Source organism: Paenibacillus sp. J2L1-98 (assembly GCF_056269405.1).
Map to the genome: position 1 here is coordinate 14,429 of NZ_JBWDNW010000035.1, position 20,895 is coordinate 35,323.

General features: G+C 43.0%; 21 protein-coding genes and 4 pseudogenes. 8 read left to right on the forward strand and 17 right to left on the reverse strand.

The features are described 5' to 3' along the window. Positions 1 to 67 precede the first annotated feature (67 nt). The 4 genes and pseudogenes from AC0YNZ_RS29890 to AC0YNZ_RS29905 form a co-directional block, all read right to left on the reverse strand. Positions 68 to 991: a metallophosphoesterase family protein gene (locus AC0YNZ_RS29890; RefSeq protein WP_475830025.1), complete on the reverse strand. Its 924-nt coding sequence runs from the start codon at positions 989 to 991 to the stop codon at positions 68 to 70. A 192-nt stretch (positions 992 to 1,183) separates the two neighbouring features. After that, on the reverse strand, positions 1,184 to 1,831 hold the full coding sequence (locus AC0YNZ_RS29895; RefSeq protein ID WP_475830026.1) for a GntR family transcriptional regulator: 648 nt from the start codon (positions 1,829 to 1,831) through the stop codon (positions 1,184 to 1,186). Between the two features lie 988 nt (positions 1,832 to 2,819). Next, entirely contained in the window at positions 2,820 to 3,194 is a 375-nt protein-coding gene (locus AC0YNZ_RS29900) for a tyrosine-type recombinase/integrase (protein WP_475830027.1), read from the reverse strand. Between the two features lie 17 nt (positions 3,195 to 3,211). Continuing rightward, positions 3,212 to 3,835 (reverse strand): annotated as a pseudogene (locus tag AC0YNZ_RS29905) (tyrosine-type recombinase/integrase). A 25-nt stretch (positions 3,836 to 3,860) separates the two neighbouring features. On the opposite strand from AC0YNZ_RS29905, the pseudogene AC0YNZ_RS29910 reads away from it, so the two are divergent. Beyond that, positions 3,861 to 4,121, forward strand: a pseudogene (locus AC0YNZ_RS29910) (transposase); the annotation flags it as partial. A gap of 287 nt (positions 4,122 to 4,408) precedes the next feature. On the opposite strand, the gene AC0YNZ_RS29915 reads toward AC0YNZ_RS29910, so the two are convergent. Genes AC0YNZ_RS29915 through AC0YNZ_RS29930 form a run of 4 tightly spaced genes read right to left on the reverse strand, consistent with a single transcriptional unit; the run spans position 4,409 to position 8,566 of the window. Continuing rightward, entirely contained in the window at positions 4,409 to 5,530 is a 1,122-nt protein-coding gene (locus tag AC0YNZ_RS29915) for a GerAB/ArcD/ProY family transporter (RefSeq protein ID WP_475830028.1), read from the reverse strand. Between the two features lie 34 nt (positions 5,531 to 5,564). Further along, complete coding sequence (locus AC0YNZ_RS29920; RefSeq protein ID WP_475830029.1) at positions 5,565 to 5,807, reverse strand: hypothetical protein; 243 nt, start codon at positions 5,805 to 5,807, stop codon at positions 5,565 to 5,567. A 4-nt stretch (positions 5,808 to 5,811) separates the two neighbouring features. Further along, positions 5,812 to 6,984: a Ger(x)C family spore germination protein gene (locus AC0YNZ_RS29925; RefSeq protein WP_475830030.1), complete on the reverse strand. Its 1,173-nt coding sequence runs from the start codon at positions 6,982 to 6,984 to the stop codon at positions 5,812 to 5,814. A 25-nt stretch (positions 6,985 to 7,009) separates the two neighbouring features. Next, positions 7,010 to 8,566 (reverse strand): spore germination protein, encoded by a 1,557-nt coding sequence (locus AC0YNZ_RS29930; RefSeq protein WP_475830031.1) that lies wholly within the window; start codon positions 8,564 to 8,566, stop codon positions 7,010 to 7,012. Between the two features lie 242 nt (positions 8,567 to 8,808). Between AC0YNZ_RS29930 and AC0YNZ_RS29935 the strand changes: the two genes are divergently transcribed. After that, positions 8,809 to 9,285: a hypothetical protein gene (locus AC0YNZ_RS29935; protein WP_475830032.1), complete on the forward strand. Its 477-nt coding sequence runs from the start codon at positions 8,809 to 8,811 to the stop codon at positions 9,283 to 9,285. Positions 9,286 to 9,543: 258 nt separating this feature from the next. Here AC0YNZ_RS29935 and AC0YNZ_RS29940 read toward each other — a convergent pair whose 3' ends face one another. After that, positions 9,544 to 10,434: an SDR family oxidoreductase gene (locus tag AC0YNZ_RS29940; protein WP_475830033.1), complete on the reverse strand. Its 891-nt coding sequence runs from the start codon at positions 10,432 to 10,434 to the stop codon at positions 9,544 to 9,546. Positions 10,435 to 11,702: 1,268 nt separating this feature from the next. Between AC0YNZ_RS29940 and AC0YNZ_RS29945 the strand changes: the two genes are divergently transcribed. The 3 genes from AC0YNZ_RS29945 to AC0YNZ_RS29955 all read left to right on the forward strand — a co-directional run bounded on the left by AC0YNZ_RS29945 (position 11,703) and on the right by AC0YNZ_RS29955 (position 13,287). Next, positions 11,703 to 11,846 carry a paeninodin family lasso peptide gene (locus AC0YNZ_RS29945; RefSeq protein WP_475830034.1) on the forward strand — a complete coding sequence of 48 codons (144 nt, stop codon included), beginning with the start codon at positions 11,703 to 11,705 and terminating at the stop codon, positions 11,844 to 11,846. A 62-nt stretch (positions 11,847 to 11,908) separates the two neighbouring features. After that, a complete protein-coding gene (locus AC0YNZ_RS29950; protein WP_475830035.1) occupies positions 11,909 to 12,604 on the forward strand; it encodes a hypothetical protein in 696 nt (231 codons plus the stop codon). Between the two features lie 398 nt (positions 12,605 to 13,002). Beyond that, a complete protein-coding gene (locus AC0YNZ_RS29955; protein ID WP_475830036.1) occupies positions 13,003 to 13,287 on the forward strand; it encodes a hypothetical protein in 285 nt (94 codons plus the stop codon). A gap of 234 nt (positions 13,288 to 13,521) precedes the next feature. On the opposite strand, the gene AC0YNZ_RS29960 is transcribed toward AC0YNZ_RS29955, so the two are convergent. The 5 genes from AC0YNZ_RS29960 to AC0YNZ_RS29980 form a co-directional block, all read right to left on the reverse strand. Then, positions 13,522 to 13,764 (reverse strand): hypothetical protein, encoded by a 243-nt coding sequence (locus AC0YNZ_RS29960; RefSeq protein ID WP_475830037.1) that lies wholly within the window; start codon positions 13,762 to 13,764, stop codon positions 13,522 to 13,524. Next, positions 13,754 to 13,894: a hypothetical protein gene (locus AC0YNZ_RS29965; protein WP_475830046.1), complete on the reverse strand. Its 141-nt coding sequence runs from the start codon at positions 13,892 to 13,894 to the stop codon at positions 13,754 to 13,756. The genes AC0YNZ_RS29960 and AC0YNZ_RS29965 overlap by 11 nt, the downstream gene beginning before the upstream one ends. A gap of 402 nt (positions 13,895 to 14,296) precedes the next feature. Beyond that, entirely contained in the window at positions 14,297 to 14,842 is a 546-nt protein-coding gene (locus tag AC0YNZ_RS29970; RefSeq protein WP_475830038.1) for a hypothetical protein, read from the reverse strand. Positions 14,843 to 15,060: 218 nt separating this feature from the next. Beyond that, entirely contained in the window at positions 15,061 to 15,657 is a 597-nt protein-coding gene (locus tag AC0YNZ_RS29975; RefSeq protein ID WP_475830039.1) for a DUF1643 domain-containing protein, read from the reverse strand. 50 nt (positions 15,658 to 15,707) lie between these two features. Then, positions 15,708 to 16,178 carry an NUDIX domain-containing protein gene (locus AC0YNZ_RS29980; protein ID WP_475830040.1) on the reverse strand — a complete coding sequence of 157 codons (471 nt, stop codon included), beginning with the start codon at positions 16,176 to 16,178 and terminating at the stop codon, positions 15,708 to 15,710. Positions 16,179 to 16,874: 696 nt separating this feature from the next. On the opposite strand from AC0YNZ_RS29980, the pseudogene AC0YNZ_RS29985 reads away from it, so the two are divergent. After that, a pseudogene (locus tag AC0YNZ_RS29985) lies at positions 16,875 to 17,291 on the forward strand (NucA/NucB deoxyribonuclease domain-containing protein); the annotation flags it as partial. 141 nt (positions 17,292 to 17,432) lie between these two features. Then, positions 17,433 to 17,552 carry an excalibur calcium-binding domain-containing protein gene (locus AC0YNZ_RS29990; protein ID WP_475830045.1) on the forward strand — a complete coding sequence of 40 codons (120 nt, stop codon included), beginning with the start codon at positions 17,433 to 17,435 and terminating at the stop codon, positions 17,550 to 17,552. Positions 17,553 to 17,648: 96 nt separating this feature from the next. Here the strand turns inward: AC0YNZ_RS29990 and AC0YNZ_RS29995 are convergent, their stop codons facing one another. From AC0YNZ_RS29995 to AC0YNZ_RS30005, 3 genes are all read right to left on the reverse strand, one after another. After that, entirely contained in the window at positions 17,649 to 18,752 is a 1,104-nt protein-coding gene (locus tag AC0YNZ_RS29995) for a DUF4236 domain-containing protein (protein ID WP_475830041.1), read from the reverse strand. Between the two features lie 579 nt (positions 18,753 to 19,331). After that, on the reverse strand, positions 19,332 to 19,886 hold the full coding sequence (locus AC0YNZ_RS30000; RefSeq protein ID WP_475830042.1) for a hypothetical protein: 555 nt from the start codon (positions 19,884 to 19,886) through the stop codon (positions 19,332 to 19,334). A 189-nt stretch (positions 19,887 to 20,075) separates the two neighbouring features. Beyond that, entirely contained in the window at positions 20,076 to 20,423 is a 348-nt protein-coding gene (locus tag AC0YNZ_RS30005) for a hypothetical protein (RefSeq protein WP_475830043.1), read from the reverse strand. 331 nt (positions 20,424 to 20,754) lie between these two features. On the opposite strand from AC0YNZ_RS30005, the pseudogene AC0YNZ_RS30010 reads away from it, so the two are divergent. Beyond that, positions 20,755 to 20,895, forward strand: a pseudogene (locus AC0YNZ_RS30010) (transposase); the annotation flags it as partial.

Below are 20,895 nucleotides of genomic sequence, written 5' to 3' on the forward strand. Positions count from 1 at the left end.
CTCCTTAAGAATGTGCTTGCGGTTTGTAGCTGCTGATTTCCTGTATGCCGTTCAAATGAATAACGCGTTATGAAGGCTTACCGTCACGCACATTGACCCATAAGAACAAGTTGTCGCTTTCCGGTCCGTGACCATGCGCATGGCCGCCGGTTCTTCCGAGTTGAATGCGCTCGCCGTTGCCCTCCACGGAATATTCCATCGCATGCAGATGTCCGGCAAACACGGTATGCGGACGGCCATCCAGCATCTCCATCAGCTTGGCGTACCGCTTGTCTTCCGACTTCCATCCCGGCTTATGCATGCTGATGAAGGTCCACTTCGCATCACGATTCTCCTCGAGAACGCGCTCCGCGAATGCCATTTGCTCGTCGCCGAACGCTAAATCGATGCGTCCCAATTCCTTGAGCTGCTCGGGCGACATGCGGCTTACGATGTCATCGTAGAAAGCCTGCATATGAGCGTCCGAATGGTCCGGATCGTTCTGGACGTTGTAGGTCACTTTTTTGATAATATCGATAAATTCATCGGACAGCTCGGACGGCGGATCCTCCGTATTCAGCATGAGGAACAGCGCGTCTCCTGCCCGGAATGCATAATATTCAAAGCCTTTGCGATCGCGCCAAACATTCAACATCACGTTATTGCCGTAATCATGATTGCCGACGACGTGGAAGAAAGGTAGCCCCGTTGACCCGATCTTCGCATCGATATCTTCCCATTCCGCTACCGCATCGTTAGCGTCTCTCCAATAGCCCTCGATCAGATCGCCGACCGAAACAACGAAATCCGGCTTCAAATCCTTGACAACCTCGAGCGCTTTCTCGAATACGCCTGCCGTCGCCATGCCACAACGGTCACCCAATACCGCGAAAGAGAAATCTCCTGTTGCCAGCTCCGGCAATTGACCGAACCATGGACGCTTGTCCGTAAGGAAACGGGCGTCGTCATACCATATTTCACCTGCATTGCGGCTTGCTTGAACGATTGTCACTACTCTCTCTCCTCTCGGATCATGAAATGGAAGAATCACCATTTGAGGTAAGTATGCAGGTTGTATGTAAGTAGATTGTTATCGCAGTCTAAATGATACGTAAAAAACCATGTTGGCTTTACAAAACAAAAAAAGGATGCCTTCATAGGCATCCCTCTCTCCATAAGTCGGTATTCCGTTATTTTCGCTTCGTTAAATGACGCCGCTCAGCATGAGCTGCTGCGTCGTAAAGTTGTAGTTTTCCTCGATTGCCGCTTTCGCTCCATCATAGTCTTTGCGAAGCAGCGCTTGATAGATTTTGGCGTTCATGACATTGGCCCATTGCGGCTTTAATTGCGGAAACTGCTTGCGGAAGGTGACCATCCTGCAGATGAACTTTCCGCGATAAGATTCGAGTACTTGAAGCATATAGTCATTGCCCATTGCGCTTAGTATCGTCTCAATGCACATCAAGGAATTGTTGTAGTAGCCAAGAAAGTCGCCCTCCTCGCGGGAGACGTCCTGACGTTTCAAGTAGAGGCCAAGCGCCTCCAGATCGAACGCCAGCTCTCTTTGCTTCGCTATCTCCAGGACGAACACCTGCATCGACACAAGCACCTCAAGCATTTGGCAAAACTGGCGAAACGAAATTTCTTTCACGAGCACGCCCCGACCTTTGAAGCTCTCGACATGCCCTTCCTTCTCCAGCATCGCAATCGCTGCCCGGATCGGCGTCCGGCTCATGCCAAGTTCGCTTGCCAGCTCGTTCTCGGATAACAGCACGCCAGGCATCACATCCGCGCGCACGATCCGTTCCTTGATTTGATTATAAGCTTCCGATTCCAATGAAGTCGCCCGCATGCTACCCTATCCTTTATTTTTCATTTGGAGATTATCCTAACAAATAGGTCGTTAGATAGATAGTTAAGATATTGTAAAAAAATAGGGCAAAACGGGCTCACCCAAGCAGGCTGCTTACAGCTGGATCTCGAACAGGCTTGCCTTTCGAGCTGCGGGCAATGTATCAGAAAGCGAGCTGCTCTCCTCGTTCCATCTCCAGTCCGTTCCAGCGGCGGGCACTGCCATGTTATAGGCAGTGGCAAACCGATAGCTTAATGATGCTGGTAATCAAGATCTGTTCAACTGAATCTACATGATACAACGTACATGTGTTTCCGATTATTTAGTTTATTTGTTGAGGAGTATAAATAAATTTTCTTTCCGGCCCCCAGAGCAATTCCTAGCTCAACATAACTCCCTTTCCCTACTGGAATCATGATATTACAACATCTGCATCCTTGTTTAAATTCAAATTGCATTCTTTCTCTCTTCATCCTATTCCTTGTCTGTTCCCAGTAACCTTCTCCGTTCTCCTCTTCTTTTCAAATTTTATCTCCTCTATAGCTAAATGTGTCTGGTGCTTCATCGATTAATTTTAGCCACTTGTCTAATACCCTTATTAGCTTCTAAGCTCCAGTTTTATGAATAACGGTTAGTCCATGGTAATTCAATCCACGACCACTTTCTTTTGTTTTTGGATTATACGAGGGCATCCAGTTCAAGAAATCCATCATGTACTGGATAATATCATCTGATAATTCAACTTTTTCTTCCCATGTATACCGATTAGTGCTGTACCATTCATATCGATCTTTTAACTCAAAGTCGCTGCTAACAAGAAAATACTCATGTGTTAAACTCATTCAAATCACATGGGATTCCCCGATGTTAATTTAGTGGTCTTCAGACATTAATATTAACATATGTTCTTCTGTCAACGGGGTTAATTATAAATAGTTTTAATTATAAACAATCTTATGAAATATTCGCCATTCGCACGGATCGGGTACTATAACTTTTCAAAAAACCCCGCAGACGTGGCTCCTGGCGGCCTCGTATAAATCGTTAAATATCGTTTATTCTGGTGCCGCAACAGCCGTTCTAAATCTTGCTCTGTCACATCAGGATGTATGGCTAATTCATTGGCAAAAGTATGGCGCAAGTCATGCGGGCGCAGCGGTGAAATATGGTGCTCTGGATCTTTCAGCTCTGCATCGTGCCATTTACCGATCTGTTCCAAGATGCGGTTTATGGAACGAGGAAATAGCCGGCCATCTGCTTTTCGAGCCGGAGTTCCTTTTGCACTCAAGAATAAAGCGAGCGTTTCATCCGAAGCATCCAGCTTACGCTCCTCTTGGGGTAGTACCAGCGAAGCTGATACCACCCGCAAAGTAGATGTTATTAAATGGGAAATTTATTGATGACGTCGTTGTACTCTTGCTGGGCATCGGTGATTGCCAGTTTTGAATAGAGTTCCAACGACTTACGGCTTTCGTGGCCCGAATAAGGCTGTATGAGTGCGTCATCGATGCCCTGCTTTTTAAGCCAGGTCAACAAGAAATGTCGTAGCTTATGCGGCGACAGATTTTGTACAAGACCGGCTTCCTCCGAATATTTGGCCAGAATCTTTCGTATTCCCCGATCCGTATATTTTTTCTTCCACGATGATTCGAACAGGTACTCGCTTGGGATCGATCCAGACGAATAGCGTGTTTGCTGGAGTAAAAGCAAAACGATCTACTGCAGAAAACGTACAGCAGCTGAGTTAAAACGCTGATTCAGTCCTTCTGGACTCATGAGAATCCCTGTCGTTGCCTCTAACGTACTACAAAGCTGGTTGAGAGAGGTCGTAGCTATTCGTTGACTCACCCATACACATAAGGCGACTAAATCTTGTACACGATATTTACTGGTTCGTGTGACGAATCCTGTTTCTTTGGCTAGTTGGGTGAGAGCAAGAGGAGACAAATGTCGTTTCAGTTCTTGTGAAAACAAATGAAGGTCGTCTGAAATACCAAGATTCATTCAGTAGACTGACTAATGAAACATATGTTTACAGGATATTCAACCGAAAGATGTGTTCATTCGGGATTTAGGCTATTTCTGCTTAGAAAATTTACATACCATTCATGAGAAAGAGGCCTATTACATTTCACACTTAAAACTCAACACACGGGTCTATCAAAGGAACGAAAATCCAGAGTATTTTCGGGATGGCACGCTCAAGAAGAAATCGGAATACCTCTCCCTGTCGATGGAAGACATTATGGAACGTCTACAACCAGGGGAAACGTTAGAAATTCCCGATGTATCCTGTTATGCGCTCTAGTCCAAAGGACTTTGATTTCCGAACCGAGGTGCCAGAGGACAAGCGATGTCTGAATCTGGAGTACATCGAGTATTCGCTCAATGAAAATCACACGGATTGTGTGAGTCTTGAAATGTACCGAGGAAAGCAAAGCAGCAAACACAAGGCACAAAATAGTGAATTGTTTCATTTAAATCGTCGTCACCTCATGGATAATTGAGCATGGTTGGTTATTTTCATATAAGCGGTACAGAATGACGCATATCTTTATATCAACACTCGGATGACGCTTACGTGCCGCTGCTTCCCGATTTTTTGTTGCTGCTTTTGATACACGCGATCAGAGTCAGAAGCAGCAGCGGGACAAATCCGCTTACTCCGATCCATAACGGCCATATGTTCGACACGATATCGGCCCATTGAATCTCGCTGTCGTACGAAACGACCGACAGGAACAGGTTTATAAGCGCAAGTGGTAAAATAAGGAGCCGGTCGTCCTGCAGGCCAAACAGCCGGGTTAAAGTTAAATTTAAGACGAACAGCGCGACCGTCGCTTTCATGTAAGAACCGGCGATTAATGTCATGCCGATAACGGATTCGATTCGTTGGATAATGTCCTGAAAGTCAATCAGACGCGCAACCATATACAAAGAATATTTGATGTCACCGGCGACCGACCCGGCTACAAAAATGACGCAAATTACGGATAAAATTAAGATGAGGGTGTTGAGAAGCAAAGCGATAAACATCAATCGGTGTAAACTGTTTTTTTTGTCCGGATTTTTCTTTACGAACGGCAGCAGCATGGCAAATAGGAAAGCTTCCGCGTTCGGGAATCCAAACGCAAAGTAAACCCCGTGCAAAACCGGCTTGATGCCATCCGGCATGGTCGGCAAGATATAGTCAGGATGATAATTGGGTATCGAAAGCAGCATCACGATAAACACAAAAAACAGCATAAACAGAATAAGGTTCGTGAACATGCGCACCATCACTTCAATACCGGCCCGCACCGTAAACGCAATGAGCGTGAAGGTAATGGTATTAAATACAAAGATGGGCGTTTTTTTCATCATCGTCGTGGTCAGAAATAATCCCGCGTCAAGCACGATTCCGGAAGCCATTTGACACATAAACAGGATAAAAGGGACGGATAGCAGCGCGGTCAACCAAGGCCCAAGCATCTCCTTGGCGTAATCGATATACGTAGAGCCCGGATATTTTCCGTGCAAATAAAGAATGCAGGCCAAAGTTAAGAAACCGAAAGCGCTCGAAATGAGAAGAGACAGCCATGCACCGTTTTTTGCGAAGCCGATGAGCGGACCGGGGATATTGATGATAGCGGATCCGGTCATAAAGATAAAAAACAAGGTGGACATTTGCACGGGACTGACCGTTTCTTTTACATTCATTACAAAATCCCCCCAATGCGATATTTAATTCATGTCAGGACTGGGATTCAAAATAGTTAACGATTATTTTCGCCGGCGCGGAAAAAATAAGATCGACCGCGTTATGTAGATCCGGCCAATCTTTTCCCGCTGCATAATCAAGCCCCAGATAGACGGCCGCCGCCACGGAGAACCCGTAAACGGCACGCCCCCGTTTATTGCTTTTTTTATAATTAGGGGCGTCAAAGACGAGTACGGCTGCGAAGATAATGATCACAATAACGAGTCGGATCAGCATCCATTTACCTCCCCTTATACTTGGAGTACGGTTTTCCAACGATCACGCCGGTATTAAGCACATGGATCTCAACATGGCTCTCGAAATGCGCAAGGGCAAAACGTTCGTCCCAGTTCTCCTTCCAACTTTTCCATAATGCGGGATGCTTGGCGAATATTTTGTTGCCGATACCAATCGCATCCAGTCGTTTGGTTTGTAGTTCAGCTATTAAATCCCGAACCTCCTGCTCGACCGTTTTCTTAATTTTTTCTTTGAACGCGACCTCGTCCTCTATCTTCACGATCGAAGAACAGCGAATCTCGCCAACCGTTCCCGCAATTCTCGTATTGAGCACAACAGTCAGCGAATCTCCATGAATAATAGGTACCACCTTCGTTTTTGCCGAAACGACTTCGAAGGCCTCTTTAACATTTTCGTTTCCGTTACTGCAAGAAAATTCAATATTTCCTTCCTCATATTGATTGGTCAGCATCAATAATCGTTGCATTTTAGTAGGAGACAGGGTGCTGACATGCTTCCCGCGTTTTAAAATGGAAATGCCCGAGGCTGTAAGCTGTTTGGAATTTTTGGATAATTGAACATATGGCAGCAGGGCTATTCCGACCTCGCTGTTCAGCTGAATGGTCAGATCCAGAAGATTCGTTTGGATGGACTTTGCCGAATAACGGGTTGCCATAATTTCCATGGTCCGCAGCTGTTCTCCAAGCGTAGACTCGATTAACGGTTTTACTTTTAAATAGTTAGCGGCTTCTCCCTTTGTAGCGAGCACTAGAGCCGTTCCCCGCGGCTCATGATCCCTGGCGAAAAAATCCAATATATCCCCGATATCCTTCTGCTTGATCATCTTTTCATTGATTAGAATGACCCGCATATGGTCCCATTTAGCTTTACGTCCGAAATGAATCGTAATGTCCCGGATCGCTTCAAAAACCGTATAGGCTTCGGTTTGAATCGTGAACGATTTCGAGTCGGCTTGTTTACCATTCTCGCTGCCTCCGCTCCCCCCGGTTGGTTTGAAGAATAGCGTGGTCAATTTAAATTTGCCGTTGTCCGTTTTATCAAAGGCGACGGCCTGGACAAAGGCGAAATCCAACAGCTCGGCCTTATCCCAGCACCCGGTTAAAAGGAACAGACAGAGGAGCATAATGGTCATCGATTTGATTGTTCTCATCATCATTATTCTCCTCTTCGGGCTCAAATCGTTACGATTTCCGGCTCTTGTGCATGTGCCGATTCCGCGGCGACCGGAGCAGAGTCTTCAAAGGAGCGCGTATCCATATATCGCGAAGATCGCGTATGCGCAGCGGAGCGAACGTAGCCAAATACGGCTGACCGAGCGACCGGAGAGCCGTCAAGTGCAGGTGAATAAACAGCAGCCCCATCATTAATCCGAAGCCTCCCAAGGTCCCGGATAGGATCATTAACGGAAAGCGCAGCACCCTCAGCGCTACCCCCAATGAATACTGCGGCATGGAAAAGGAAGCGATCCCCGTTAAAGCTACGATAATAATCATAATGGGCGAAGCGATTTTCGCTTGAATGGCGGCTTGTCCAATGACGAGAGCGCCAACGATGCTCACGGCTGTGCCGACAGGGCGTGGGAGACGTATACCGGCTTCACGCAGAAGCTCGAAGAAAAACTCCATTAATAAGGCTTCCACAAGGGCAGGAAACGGGATGCCTTCACGAGTTTCAAGAACGGCCATCAACAGAACGGTAGGGATCAGCTCCGAATGAAAGGTGCTCATTGCGATATAAATACTTGGCAGCATTAGCGCCATGAAAAAGGCAATAACCCGAAGCTGCCGAAGCAATGATGCCTCTACCATCCGATAGTAGTAATCCTCGCTCGTCGCGAAAAATTCGGCGAAAAGACCGGGACAGATCATAATGGACGGCGAGCCAGAAACCATAACGATAATTTTGCCGTCTAATACTGCTGCGACGGCCGTATCCGGCCTCTCCGTATAGCGATACTGCGGGAAAGGGGAATAGGTGCTGTCTTCAATCAATTCCTCAATAAAGGAGGTATCCAGTATTTCAACTTCTTTTGTTGCACCAAGCCTTTTTTTGAACTCTTCCAGCGTTTCCGGATTTACGGCGCCTTCCAAATAACCGAATGCGGCTGTAGTCCTGCATTCCCCGCCCGCAGAAAACATCTCGATTTTAAAAAGGTGGTTTCTTAATCTTGAACGCAGCAAACCGATGTTTTTCGTTAAATCCTCGGTGGTGCTGTCATGGGGACCCCGCACGACAGGCTCCATAATCGGTTCGCTGACCGTTCTCGATTCAACAGAATAAGCGTTAAAGCTGAGCGCTTTATTCCACCCGTCAAAAAAGATAACCACATGTCCGCTCATAATTTGTTGTACGGCATCGGGCAGTCCTTCCACGATCGAAACCCGGTGGGAGGTTACGCCTCGGTTTTCAAAAAAACGGATGACGTTTTCCGGCGCGATCGAATGAAATGCCCCTGTTTCTTGGGAGGCAAGATCCAGGAAAGCGGATTTTAAGAAAAGAACCTCCTTCTCTTCGACAAGCGTGCTGCAATGAACCGAAAGCGCTTGATATTGAAACGCGGCACCGTACTGGGAGAGCTGCATGACGATGTCGTGACAATGCGATAAAAGCTTTTCCAATTCCTCTCGGGTATAGGACAAGCTTTGTGAAATCGGTTGTTGGATGCCGCTGGCGGGCTTATCTCTTACAGGGGTATTTTCGGATTGCTTATATTCCCCGGACCTGTCGTTAGACGCCATAACTGTATCCTTTCTTGAGGTAATTCTAGGAAGTTATTATTCCAATACCCGGTAAATCTATTCATTATATTGCGTACATGGTCCAATAAAGGAGCTTTGGTTCCTTGATTGTTGAATAAAACAAGAAAAGAACTTACATCTTCTCCTTTTAGTTCTCGTAGTAATTTACTACCCCTAAATATTTTGATCAATGGCTCTTGTCTATTCAAACCATCTGAGAAAATATCAGGAGCGTATTTTGTTTGGTGAAAACGGAAAGAAGTTATCGCATAATGCGTTCGTTAGCGGACTATCAGAAATATCGTACTCGCTCGTTATTTTCGTTCCTGGTGATAAAGAACATCACGGTAAACGATATCATCAATGTAAAGCTGAAAACGGTCTATGATTGCTTTGGCAAAATGGTTACGGAAGAATTTTTTATGCCTATTTGGAGGCATGCCGATACGCTATATATTCCTCAAACAGTTGCTGACGGTGATAGCCACTTCTCTGAAAATATCGAGCTTAGCATCATTTACAGTACGCCCAATTTTGAGAAATTCGCGTATAGCTATAAGCGTAAAGAGAAAAATGTATATAAAGAACGACTAAAAAAGAGATATTGGGATTCATTTGGATCACGAAGGTTCGTTACTACCAAGGTAAATTCTATAGATTTGAGAAGGTTGGCGGATAAAAAAAATGAAGAGAAAGAAAAGAAAGTTGATGATAAATAAAAACCTTTAGCTGCCGGATGCCAATGCGTCCAGTTTTGTATTTATCGTCCCTCTCCTTAGCGAAAAGACGACCACCCCCAACAATTTTGGGGATAAAGGTCGTCTTTTTGTTTCGTACCTTTAGCCGGTCTACAAAACCATAAGTTCTTCAGTGACCTCGGACCTTTCACGGAACTTTTTTTCAGATGCTTTGCCGGGCCATCCCATAGCGTACGAAATCCGATTTGTTGGCGGGACCCTGGTAGGACAATGAAACGGTTATTGACCGAAAGACGCCCCCCCGTTCACATGGATCACCTGCCCCATCACATAAGTGGAATCGTCAGATGCTAGGTAGACGTATGCGGGTGCAATCTCCCACGGTTGGCTGTCCCGTCTCATCGGTTGATCAAAACCGAACGACATATAAAGCTTCGGAGGCATCGATGCCTGTTGGAGAGGCGTCCACGTTCTTCCAGGAGCAACTGCATTTACACGGATTCCGCGGTCGATCAGCGACATGCTCAAGGAACGCGTAAACGTGTTAATCGCGCCTTTGGTCGCTGAATAGTCGATCAACCCTTTAAATCCGATATTTGCGGTTTCGGAAGAGGTATTGATGATCGTACTTCCCGGTTTCAAGTAAGGGAGGGTCGCTTTGGTGAGATAGAATATCGCAAAAATATTCGTTCGAAAGGTTCGTTCCAGTTGTTCGTGCGTAATGTTTTCGATGCTCTCCTGATAAAATTGCACCGCCGCGTTGTTGACCAGGCAGTCGATTCGGCCGAAAGTACGGATCGTCATTTCCACCACATGCCCACAAAACGATTCATCTCCGATGTCTCCGGCGAGCGTGAGGCACCTTCTGCCCAACTGATTGATCCTTGTCCACGTCTCCTGAGCATCCCCGTGTTCATTGAAATAGACGACGACGATGTCCTCTCCTTCTTTGGCGAACGCGTACGCCACTGCTCTTCCGATCCCGCTATCTCCACCCGTTATAATCGCAACTTTATCGCGCAGCTTTCCATTTCCGACATATGCGGGGTTTTCAGAAACGGGTCTTGGAATCATGATGGATTCGATACCGGGCTGCTGGGGCTGATACTGAGGCGGATAGTAAATCGGAATCTTTTCACACTCGATATAACTACCGTAAATGGGCTTCATGATAATCCCATCCTTCCTCAAAACTGAGATACTTCAACATATGCCCATCGCGGAGCGGTGTGCCGCCAGCACTTATCCTTCGATAGCAAGATCCGCGGTAAAGGACCCGTATGATGTCGTGACATCCTTCGCATACGAGAAACGCGGCGATGAGCGGAAGGTTTTAAGGTTTGCGAGCAGTTTGCTGCTTGCTGTCTTGCCTTGACGTATGTAGTTTTCAAAGAGCAAAAACTCACTCGTTATACCGTAGCCGTCGCAAATTTTAGATCATATAGGTTCTCGCAGGGCAAGGGCAGCCCGAAGGGACGACAAAAAGTTTTTTGAGCGTTCTTCTCAAAAAACTTTTTTCGCCTTGCGCGGAGAGGCTCTATATGGTCCCATGCGACCGGATGGATACGGTTTGACGAGAGTGACTTCTTTGAAGAACGAAATAGGCCAAGGCTGCACGCGGTATACGCCTGCGAAAAGAACCTTCCGCTTCTTCGTTCAGGGCTTGCAAACGCGTTGCTTCGTGGGATGGGCTTACTTGCTTTGGGAACGATGATGGAATGGAGTGATAGCGGAGTGGAATCATGGTTCCGATCTGCTTCGTAGAACATGATGGTTTGCGGAGATGGAGCGCCAGTGGAAGCGGAGAAAGCCATGATGTTCGAGCATTCCCCAAAAGGTTTTCAGCTTCCTTGCGAGTCCAGTTAAGAATCCCAATGGAACCCGGATGACTTTGCCGGGGTCGCTTGGAATTTAGGGACGCTGAACCGGGGGATTAGAATATTTGATCATTCGTCTTTGATGCCTTCATTTGAAATCGAAGCCGAAGTATATCTAACACCTTCCGATCGAATGAGTTAATATAATTATTCCACATTAATGCGGTGTCGCGTTAAATTATTTGAACACAAACAAGGCCGTCGAAACTTTCTCGACAGCCTGAGCGCCTATCGGAGATAGGCGCTTTTTTATGAAAATGGTTGCAAAGATTACCGAATCTTTGCAGCGATATACACTGTGGAGCTATTATAAAAGTTTTTATGAGTGCCAAGGTCCCAGCTGAAAGTACTAGGATCAGAAATTGCAGTGTTAATGGATGGCAGATGGCAGAATCTAAGTATGACTTCCAATACCCTTCTTACAGCAAAGGGCATTGTCCCTGCACGGGTTTTGCAATGTGTAGTTTAAAGAAACTAGTCTTAATCAATGGGGGTATTACCAAAAATATGCTATATTTGGATTGCAGGACCAAAAAATTAAATGAAAGGATGAGAGATTGAATGATAAAGACGATTACGAAGCAGGCTTGGGAGCGCCCCGTTCTCGAGGTGCTGGACGTTAAAAAAACATTTAGTGAGCTGCCAATGTGGGGATTTGTAATGGACGATAGTGAATTCTGGAAACGGGAATTGTTAATGAGCTAAATATTTAACAGGCTCGTTATGATACATGATGTATCATATAGCTTAGGAAAAGGAGAACTCCGATGATTAAAAAAACCATTCTGGCTATCGTAGTGGCTCTTTCTTTACCTCTAAATATCATGGCTTATGCGGAGCCCACAAATCAAGTGCCTTCCAAGGCGGCAAGCAAGAAACCTTCATCCTTCCAGATCATAGTTAAAAATAATTTGGAAGGACAGAAAGACGAAGTGATTTTAGTCGGTTTCTCGCCTAAAGATATCGTTAAAATATATGACTCTCCAGCCCGTGGAAAGCTGCTAGGTTCTATCACGATTCAAAGTGATGGAAGGGCTACTGTTTTAATTGAACAACTAAGCAAAGCATCTGGCAAAGTTTTTGTGTCTGTAACTAACACCGGTAAATCGGAGAGTCCCCGAACAAAGAAAGAATATGCCGAAGAAAAACCTCTGGAACTGGAGCCTCCCGTTACTCGATTTGAAATTGAGCAACTCATGGATGCAACCATAGACAATAGTCCCTATACCGCGGGATTAAGAATTAAGTTATATGCCACTGACAATATTAAAGTAGTTTCTACGAGATATCGAATTAATGGCAGCGGACAATGGTTAGTCTATTCACCCACGTATGGGATAACGGTATTCGCAGATAACACTCACAAATTAGAATATTACAGCGTAGATATAGACGGGAACAAAGAAAAAACGAATATAATGGATTTTGACGCAGGGACATTTAAGGGCGCAGGTATGTGGTAATTTTACAATTGTAAAAGTAGAATGAAAACGACATTAAACCTCCGCTTGAACTGTGACCCACAAAAGGGTCACTTTTTTCAAAGTGTCCTTCTTGTGGGTCACAGTTCAAATCGCTTCTAAGGCGCGTGGGCGCTCTCGGTCATGGCTGCCAAAGAAGGCTAGCATCGGGCTTCTCCGGATTCGGTGAAGAACGTAGCGCTCGGCACCAGCTGCACGGAGCACGTGATCTGTAAAGGCTGTGCCGGTTGATAGAGCTGCGTGAAGCGTGACAACTATAGGACAAAGTCTTAAAATTCTCATCACTTTCTTTAAAATCGTCATGAATTGTGCTAAGCCTCTTCTCAATATGATAAGGCTAAAGTAAGATGGGCTTGAGAATGAGAGAGGAGTTAACTTGGATGAGTGAACAGTTCGAAATGTACGATGATCCGTTTAAGATGCTGATCTTGCTAGTAAAGATGGCTGCGGATAAAAAAGGTGTGCAGCTTGATTTTGCCAACGTTCCGGAAATTGAAACCGATACATTTTTACTGGAGAACAGCAAATTTGTGTACAAGAAGGATGGTACAATCATTGAATGGTTTCAGTTTCTCGGACGAGATATTAACTGCAGCCGTGACCTAAGCCGCTCGGAGTACAACAAGATGTTTGTCGACTGCATGCACTCGTTGTTTTTTAGCTAGTTCATGAAAAGTTTGAGCCTAAAAATTTCGCGCAAATAAGCAAGACAGCTCTACCCCGTGTACCTATTGAGGAAGAGCTGTCTTGCCGAGATCATTGCTGCGTCAGACAGCGATACACTGACTCTGTACCTGAATCCCGTTTCACAGATCGAGAGGGAATACACAATGAAACGTTATTGAGATGCCCAATAAAGCTAAAACGATTTAACTCCGTTTCAAAACATTCTATTATTTTTACTGTTGAAATAGCTGAACTATCATTATGGCAGTTATTAATATTCCCCCTAGAAAGACTACAAGATACCCAAATCTGTACAAAGAAACCATTTCTATTAGAATCTCAATAACGACCCACAAAGATATTCTCTTGTTTTTGAATCCTTCTCTAAAGTTTTTATAAAAATCAAGAACATCAGATCCTCCAATCAAAATCATACCAATACCAATTACAATCCCTATTAAAGGATTATTCGTCACAAAAGAACCTCCTATTTTTAACATTGAACCCGGCATGCGTTTCTTTAGCCATGTCGATCCCTACGACGAGATGCGAGGTGGTAATTCGTTCAATCCGTTGATTTTGTGCGTCTGATTGTTTAAACTTCATAATAAGAGCGCCTCCTTGATGTGTTGTGGACAAACCCATCATACCGAGGCGCTCTTTTTTTGACAAAGGCCATTTCTTAGTCTTAACAGGAATGTAGCTTAATAATCGTTGTTGTTTGATTTGTCTTTCAACAATTCTAGTATTTCTTTATTTGTTTTATGCATTGATCTCAACTGAAGTTCAATACCTATTAACGTCACTAGGGCTAATATTGATATTATGATCAAAATAATTCCTCCCTTCATATGAACAACACGAATTTATTGTTTATATTGTAGATGGTACAACCACTAAACTATTCTGCAGTTACTTCAATAGAAAAGAGGAGCTGCCACATAGCAAACTCCTCCACTATCGTACCCGTTAACGTAATAACGTTATCGCAACAAACTTTCGCATTTCTTAATCATAACCACCTTCTGCCATAGGTAACGCTATATATACGACTTTGCCTTCAACGATCTGCTGGATATATGTTCTTAATTCCAATAATTGATTTGCATCATTGGTCACACTACAATTCTGGTCAGTCCACAAGAAGGTTTTCGTTTCCCCATCGACAGTAATTTTCCAGCTGTCTATATTACTTGGAGTCTTGAAACAGCCACCTTGCTGTGAAAATTCTTTTGTTCCCATGATGTTTATTTCTCTCATCTTTTCATAAATACTTTGCACCTCATCTTTTTTAAATGCGAAGTTTGCCGTTGCCGTACCTTTCATAATCAAATCTTTTGTAACCGTATTGTCATAGGTGTTTATTTCATTTTTGTTTACCTCACCATACCCGAAGCTGACCGAGAAATTGAAATCCTCGGGCATTTCCTTAGGCATTTTATTCACCTGACTAATCTTAGATTCTGTATCCGATCCGTGTTCTAAATCCGAATTCTGACCACAACCAGGAATGAACAACAATGAAATAATTATCGCTAAAAGTGTCCTTATCATACTAATCCCCCCGTTACATTGATAACGTGTACTGGAAGGGATTTGTTGCGTTAAACTGCCCGTTAGCTTAACGAAGAAAGGAGCAGCTGCCGCAAACTGCTCCTTGATTGTTGAACTATCGTTTCCCGTTAGTTAAACCATGGCAATCGTTTTGGATATGAAAAATAACTTTTTTATGTTGCCGGATCCAATCGTTGCAACGCATTATGCATAAAATTTTATGATTTCAATTTTGACCTGAAAAATTGTAACTTTGGTTTTCCATTCCAACTCCGGCCATGCCTTGGATTATTTCCTTTCTTTGTTCGCTCCCCTACCTGGTATAAATCGTAGTTTTCTAATAACTTTCCCAATTGTTGTTTTCGCAAAGCCACCACTTCGCGATCAACACCTTTGCAGTCACCATGCGCAATAATAATGAAGTCAACTTCATTACAAATTTGTACGATCCACTTATCATTAAGATCGTTGTTCAACACATCGTTAGTTTTTCCGCAGAGATTGTTCGGGCTTGTATCCACATAGGACCAGATATTTAGGCAGTGAACGACCTCAAACGAATGACATTCATTTTCGTAGCACCAGCATAAGACTTTGCCTATAGTTGGATCAGGAACCCAGTCTGTTTTATCTGAAGATTCATTCGTTGTTGATCCATTCATTTGAATAACAGCAGCTTTTTTACCGCCATGTGGCTGAATAGACCTAAAGGTTAATACGTATCGATGATTACCTGGCTTATAAACGTAATTTTGGGGCTCAACGTTTTTCAATTGATAGTAACTCTTCGATTTAGCCAAACTTGTTTTAGCCACTGAAGTCCCCACCTTTGTATTCCTTTTCGAGTTTCATAATTAAAGTTACTTTATCCTATATTGTCTGCTGCTATTTCGTAGCTTAATGTACTTTCCCACCATATTTTTTTGTCACCACTGACAAGTTGTTGAATAAGATCTCGGAAAGGATAAGGTTGTAAATTGTGTTTAATAAGTTCATTTACCGACACCCAATAAAATTCAATATGAGACTCACGAGATGCAGGAGATTTTAACACATCCAGTTCAGGTACTTTCACTTTGAAAGCTTGGTTAATCTCGCAGTGTAACTCCTTATTTTTTTCCCATTTATGCTCAACCAATCCTAAATAGCCATCTATGTAACAAGACAAACCAAGTTCCTCTTCAATTTCCCTTTTTAATGCAGCAGGAGCGCTTTCACCAAATTCAATATGACCTCCTGGCAAAAAAGTATTTTTATGTCCTATTGCATGCGCCAACAAAACCTTATCATTGTTGATAATAATACCCCTTGCCAGGTGATGAAAATTCGAAGACATTCTTTTCACTCCCATATTTTTGATTCAATATCAATTCGCCTTTTGGCTGAACTATCCTGCCATTAGCTTAATAAAATGAGCTGACCACCGACCGGCTGTTCAATCATTAAAACCTCTTCTATGTAAACTCGTTTTGTCTCATAATCAATTCAAATGTCACCAAAAAATGATGACCAAAAATAACTAAAACTTCTGTTACGAATAATTCAAAATCATTATGTCTTAATGCATGGGAGAAGAACTAAAAATCAAAGATATTCGTAACAGAATGTGTATTCTGTTACGAACGTTTATTTGGCTTTCGGGAGCCGCTTATCCCAACATGTTGATGAGCTCTTCTGGATACAGGCCAGTTACTTGAACTACCCCAGTCCAATCTATGGTAAATTTGTGATTTATATAGTAGACTTATAACCGATTAATTAAAAGAGGGGACTGTTTCGTTTGTTACTCAAAATTCTTGGATGGCTGTTCGTACCATACCTCATGATCTTGTTTCAATGGAGAAAAGTTGGTACCGCAGGCCGAATTTTAGGATCAACTTGGGCTATTATAGCGCTGCTGGTAGTTGTTATCAATGGTGTTTCAAATCCAAGTACAGAGCTTTCAACTACTAACAAAAATGGGACTACTGCGGAAGCAACTCCAATCCCAAGCCCTTCCGCAACCATTGTGCCCGATAAAACAGATTCTCCTATTTCTAAAGATGTACCAGTTAAAAGCGATGCTCCACATTTAACAGAAAAGCCAACGGAAAAACCAGTTGTTTCAGAAAACACCCCTAACTCCTCCGCATACGACGTGACACTCTATTTCCCTGCAGAGAAATATCCTGAAACAGCAGCTCATATCTTAAGTGCTATCGAAGACGGTGAATCAGCTACGTGTACGATTGATCGTGATAGTGCTGAAGAGAATCGGGATGAATCATTAGCCGGCATAGAAACCAAAGACGGATATGATCGCGATGAATGGCCAATGGCCATGTGTGCTGAGGGTGGCGATGGAGCTAATGTTGAGTATGTTTCTTCGTCAGATAACCGCGGAGCCGGTTCGTGGGTAGGCAATCAGCTTGAGCAATATGAAGATGGTACGAGGGTCTTATTTGTTATTGATGGGAGTTCTGCTGTAGCAGTTGACACAAAACCACAAGCTACAACAAAACCAGTAGTAACAGTAAAACCTAAACCAGTTCCTACAAAAAAACCAGTTCCAACTAGTAGACCTGAGCCTACAAAAGAACCAGTAGAAGAAATATATTACGCAAACTGCACAGCTGTAAGAGCTGCTGGAGCAGACCCAATTTATGAAGGTGATCCGGGTTACAGCTTCAAGCTTGACCGTGACAGAGATGGCGTAGCTTGTGAAAAGTAAATAAAAACCATAGAAGCCCACAGACCGTATTGGTCGTGGGCTTTGCTTATTATGCTAGTGGTAGCTTGGGTTACTTGCCTATTTTTAAATATATATCTATTCTACTTCTATCCTTATAATTGGTTGTAAACCACTTGTTTTCAAGAATTTCATACGATGTTCAAAATTATTCATCGCATCCGAACAATCGATTTCATCTAGATTAAGACTGTTAAGGATTTGACGTTCCATTGTGACTGAAAGTATCGCAACTCGATCCTTAATGCCGGTCGATGAGTTTAATCGATCATCAATAGCATGAATTAAAACCTGGTTAACCGGAAGAAGTGAAAAAACATCTCGAGCAATACGAATTGCGCAACTGCAAATATAATCCTGCTCAAGATCATAGTATTTTGTCTTTGGCATATCTTTGATTGATAATTTTCCTGTTTTAGTCAGTGTTTTCACTTGCATTGGAACAATTTTTTCACTGTTTACTTCAAATTCAATGACCATGATGTTGGGATCATCTCCAACGTAAAACTCGAACCCACTCCCAAATTCAGTAAGATCGTCAAGAGGATTCATCTCCTCGATAACCTGTAAATATGCTACTGTATCCCCTTCAATAATCCTCTTTGCTAGTTTAACTGTTTCCTCCCATGACTGATAATCTTCTTGATCTTCTTTTCTTGCATCGAGAATTTGTTGTTCAAACATTATACGTATCTTTTCTGTTCTCTTGAACAATTTATCCAATAACCCCGGTTTGAACTGTAAAAGAGCACTCTCGGCAGCTCTTTCCTTCGGACCAGTCTGTCCTTTAATTAGTGGCGGAGGACAAGTCTGTAAAGTCTGCCAATCGATAAGGTCATCACACTCTTTATGAATAGAGTGAATCATCTCAATATGATTTTCATACATATCAACTTCGTATTTTGCCCTTTGCAACTCTTGCATTTTTTCACTTTCGCGCTGTAATTTGGCTAACTCGTTTTGACGTCTATATGCTTGAGTACGCTGCCTTCGTCCTGACGAACCGGATGATGAATAAGATATACCTGTTCCTGGAAGCGATGCTGTAACTCGGCTGCCCCTATGGGAATTCACACTATATCGCAGCCCTTTTCCACCAAAGCTTAATCCTGCACTCTTTGTTCCAACATTCAATCGGATTCCTGGTGCAACCTTGAAACTCTTACGAAATCTAAATCCCATTCAGTTGTTCTCCTCATCATAAATTGTTATGTATTTTAAGCTTTTGAATGCCTTTTGAAGGAGTTGAATTTTACCAATTCAATTTTATATTCTACAATTTCTTATCATTCCCTTTATTTACTGCACCTGTCGTTCGGATCAGTTCATGTGGGACTATATGAATACCTAGGGTAACTTTTGAATAGCCCGTTCAAAAATAATTTCATAATCTGTAGGTTTTCCATGACCATTGTAATGTGTCGGTAAAACCTACACTAATCTCCAACCGTCTTTCGCACGTTCATCTATTCGGGCAAGGTCACCCCTATTTTGTGAAAATGATAAAGGAGCTGCCTCGGCAGCTCTTTTATCATTTGTATAGAGTCCTTTATTGAACTAACGTACCCGTTAGCGTAATGAATATAGCGAAATTTCCTACTCGACCACCGTAATTGTTTATGCACTTCGCCGTTATAACGGCTATCCACCATCTCTTGCGCAAGCGAAAAATCACTAGATACTAATAAGATTATCATTTACTACATTCGTGCAACCATGTTTACCATAATATTAAGATAGACATACTTTTTCAGTGAGTGATTATTCCGAACCTGTGGCGTCTGACTTGATCACGAAAGCGTATTCCCGCAAATGCTCGCCCCATTTACCTTTTAATCGAAATCCCCTTATCAACTTTCCTGGTTCGTAGTCATTACTATTCGAACTAAATTTTGAGCTTAAATTTTCTTTAAGCTGAAATGAAACAACCTTATCCATTGATTCTAAGGAAACGGATTCCGTTGCAAGCGAGGAATACTTCATTGTTCCGTCTTCTTGTAACACATAGTCATACAACTCATAGGATTCAGGAAACGTATCGCTAAAATGAATGGTCATCGTTTCGCCGATTTGAATGTAAGGTATTGTTGCAGCAGCATCATTCATGATAGATTCAAACAGAGACGTGTCCTCTTTATCGAACGTAGTAATGTTCTTCGATTTTACTGTATCCATCAAATCTATATTTCCTGCCTTCATTTCAATGTCTGGTGTATGGTTTCCCTCTTTCTTCTCTTCCGAGCTGCAGGCTAACAGGGTGCATGTTGTAATGAATAGGACCAATATGAGGGACGCAACTTTAATGCTTGCAAACATAACTAAAACTCCTTTACAAAATAATTTATTGATCTGAATACTTATAACGATCATTGCAAGGGAAATGTTTCCAAAAATTCACTTAATTTGAGTTTGCTGTATTTAAGCATTAAACAAAAAAAAGATCGCGTATGTCGCTGACTAACATACCAACATAAGAAGCAGGCTGCCACCAGGCTAACCTGCCAGTTAGCTCAACGCCTTACCTTTTGGAGATGGAAACTCCACAATTTGAATATTTAATAGATCCAAAACAGCAATTATAGCCAACGCAAAACCACTGTTCCATATCTCATCAATCCAGTTCTCTTCAAATTTCTTCGTGCATTCATTAATAACATCTTGATTTATAATGATTGAAGATGCTTCGACTACTACAGAGTAGAGATGTTCATTAACGCAAACTTTATCAATCATCCATTTTAGCCCTGCATGGACACCCATATCGTATTCACTTGTCGCATTCTCATGTGAAGCTATCCATTCAAGCAATTGGTATTTTCGATCTTGAGTCATTTCCACAGTAACAGTGAACATAAAATATCAACTCTTTTATGGTTTAGTCCGAACTCCATTTGGGAAGGTCCCCATTTCGTGTTGGAAGCTGCGGTCGCGTATGGTTCCACTATCGTTTCCCGTTAGCTCAACGTCAATTTCGAATTGTTTATTTGCTCTGTTTCTTCATATTATCCATGATTTCTTGAATTTCTTCCCGACTTGCAATACCTGTTTCATCGAATGAACACATCAGACATGAACGAAACTCAATTTCATTTCCATTCTCATCAATATCTGCAACCGCTTCTGTCCACTCTACCTCTTGACCACAAAAATCACATTTTTTAGTACCAAAATCACCTTCAAAGAACAGGCAGGAGATTTAAGTGGTTTTGTTCATGGTAATGCCTTACTGCGTCATGCTGGTCTCAACCTTGCAGAAGCAAGCTCAGGTAAATGGACCGGACAGATGAAGATTAGCAAACGTGGACGTTCTCGTCTCCGACGTTTC

Excerpts from the sequence above, each read along its gene's own strand:
- AC0YNZ_RS29895 (WP_475830026.1), bottom strand. The coding sequence starts at position 1,831 with ATGCGGGCGACTTCATTGGAATCGGAAGCTTATAATCAAATCAAGGAA.
- AC0YNZ_RS29915 (WP_475830028.1), bottom strand. The coding sequence starts at position 5,530 with ATGAATGTAAAAGAAACGGTCAGTCCCGTGCAAATGTCCACCTTGTTT.
- AC0YNZ_RS29920 (WP_475830029.1), bottom strand. The coding sequence starts at position 5,807 with ATGCTGATCCGACTCGTTATTGTGATCATTATCTTCGCAGCCGTACTC.
- AC0YNZ_RS29925 (WP_475830030.1), bottom strand. The coding sequence starts at position 6,984 with ATGATGATGAGAACAATCAAATCGATGACCATTATGCTCCTCTGTCTG.
- AC0YNZ_RS29930 (WP_475830031.1), bottom strand. The coding sequence starts at position 8,566 with ATGGCGTCTAACGACAGGTCCGGGGAATATAAGCAATCCGAAAATACC.
- AC0YNZ_RS29940 (WP_475830033.1), bottom strand. The coding sequence starts at position 10,434 with ATGAAGCCCATTTACGGTAGTTATATCGAGTGTGAAAAGATTCCGATT.
- AC0YNZ_RS29945 (WP_475830034.1), top strand. The coding sequence starts at position 11,703 with ATGATAAAGACGATTACGAAGCAGGCTTGGGAGCGCCCCGTTCTCGAG.
- AC0YNZ_RS29950 (WP_475830035.1), top strand. The coding sequence starts at position 11,909 with ATGATTAAAAAAACCATTCTGGCTATCGTAGTGGCTCTTTCTTTACCT.
- AC0YNZ_RS29955 (WP_475830036.1), top strand. The coding sequence starts at position 13,003 with ATGAGTGAACAGTTCGAAATGTACGATGATCCGTTTAAGATGCTGATC.
- AC0YNZ_RS29965 (WP_475830046.1), bottom strand. The coding sequence starts at position 13,894 with ATGAAGTTTAAACAATCAGACGCACAAAATCAACGGATTGAACGAATT.
- AC0YNZ_RS29970 (WP_475830038.1), bottom strand. The coding sequence starts at position 14,842 with ATGATAAGGACACTTTTAGCGATAATTATTTCATTGTTGTTCATTCCT.
- AC0YNZ_RS29980 (WP_475830040.1), bottom strand. The coding sequence starts at position 16,178 with ATGTCTTCGAATTTTCATCACCTGGCAAGGGGTATTATTATCAACAAT.
- AC0YNZ_RS29995 (WP_475830041.1), bottom strand. The coding sequence starts at position 18,752 with ATGGGATTTAGATTTCGTAAGAGTTTCAAGGTTGCACCAGGAATCCGA.
- AC0YNZ_RS30000 (WP_475830042.1), bottom strand. The coding sequence starts at position 19,886 with ATGTTTGCAAGCATTAAAGTTGCGTCCCTCATATTGGTCCTATTCATT.
- AC0YNZ_RS30005 (WP_475830043.1), bottom strand. The coding sequence starts at position 20,423 with ATGTTCACTGTTACTGTGGAAATGACTCAAGATCGAAAATACCAATTG.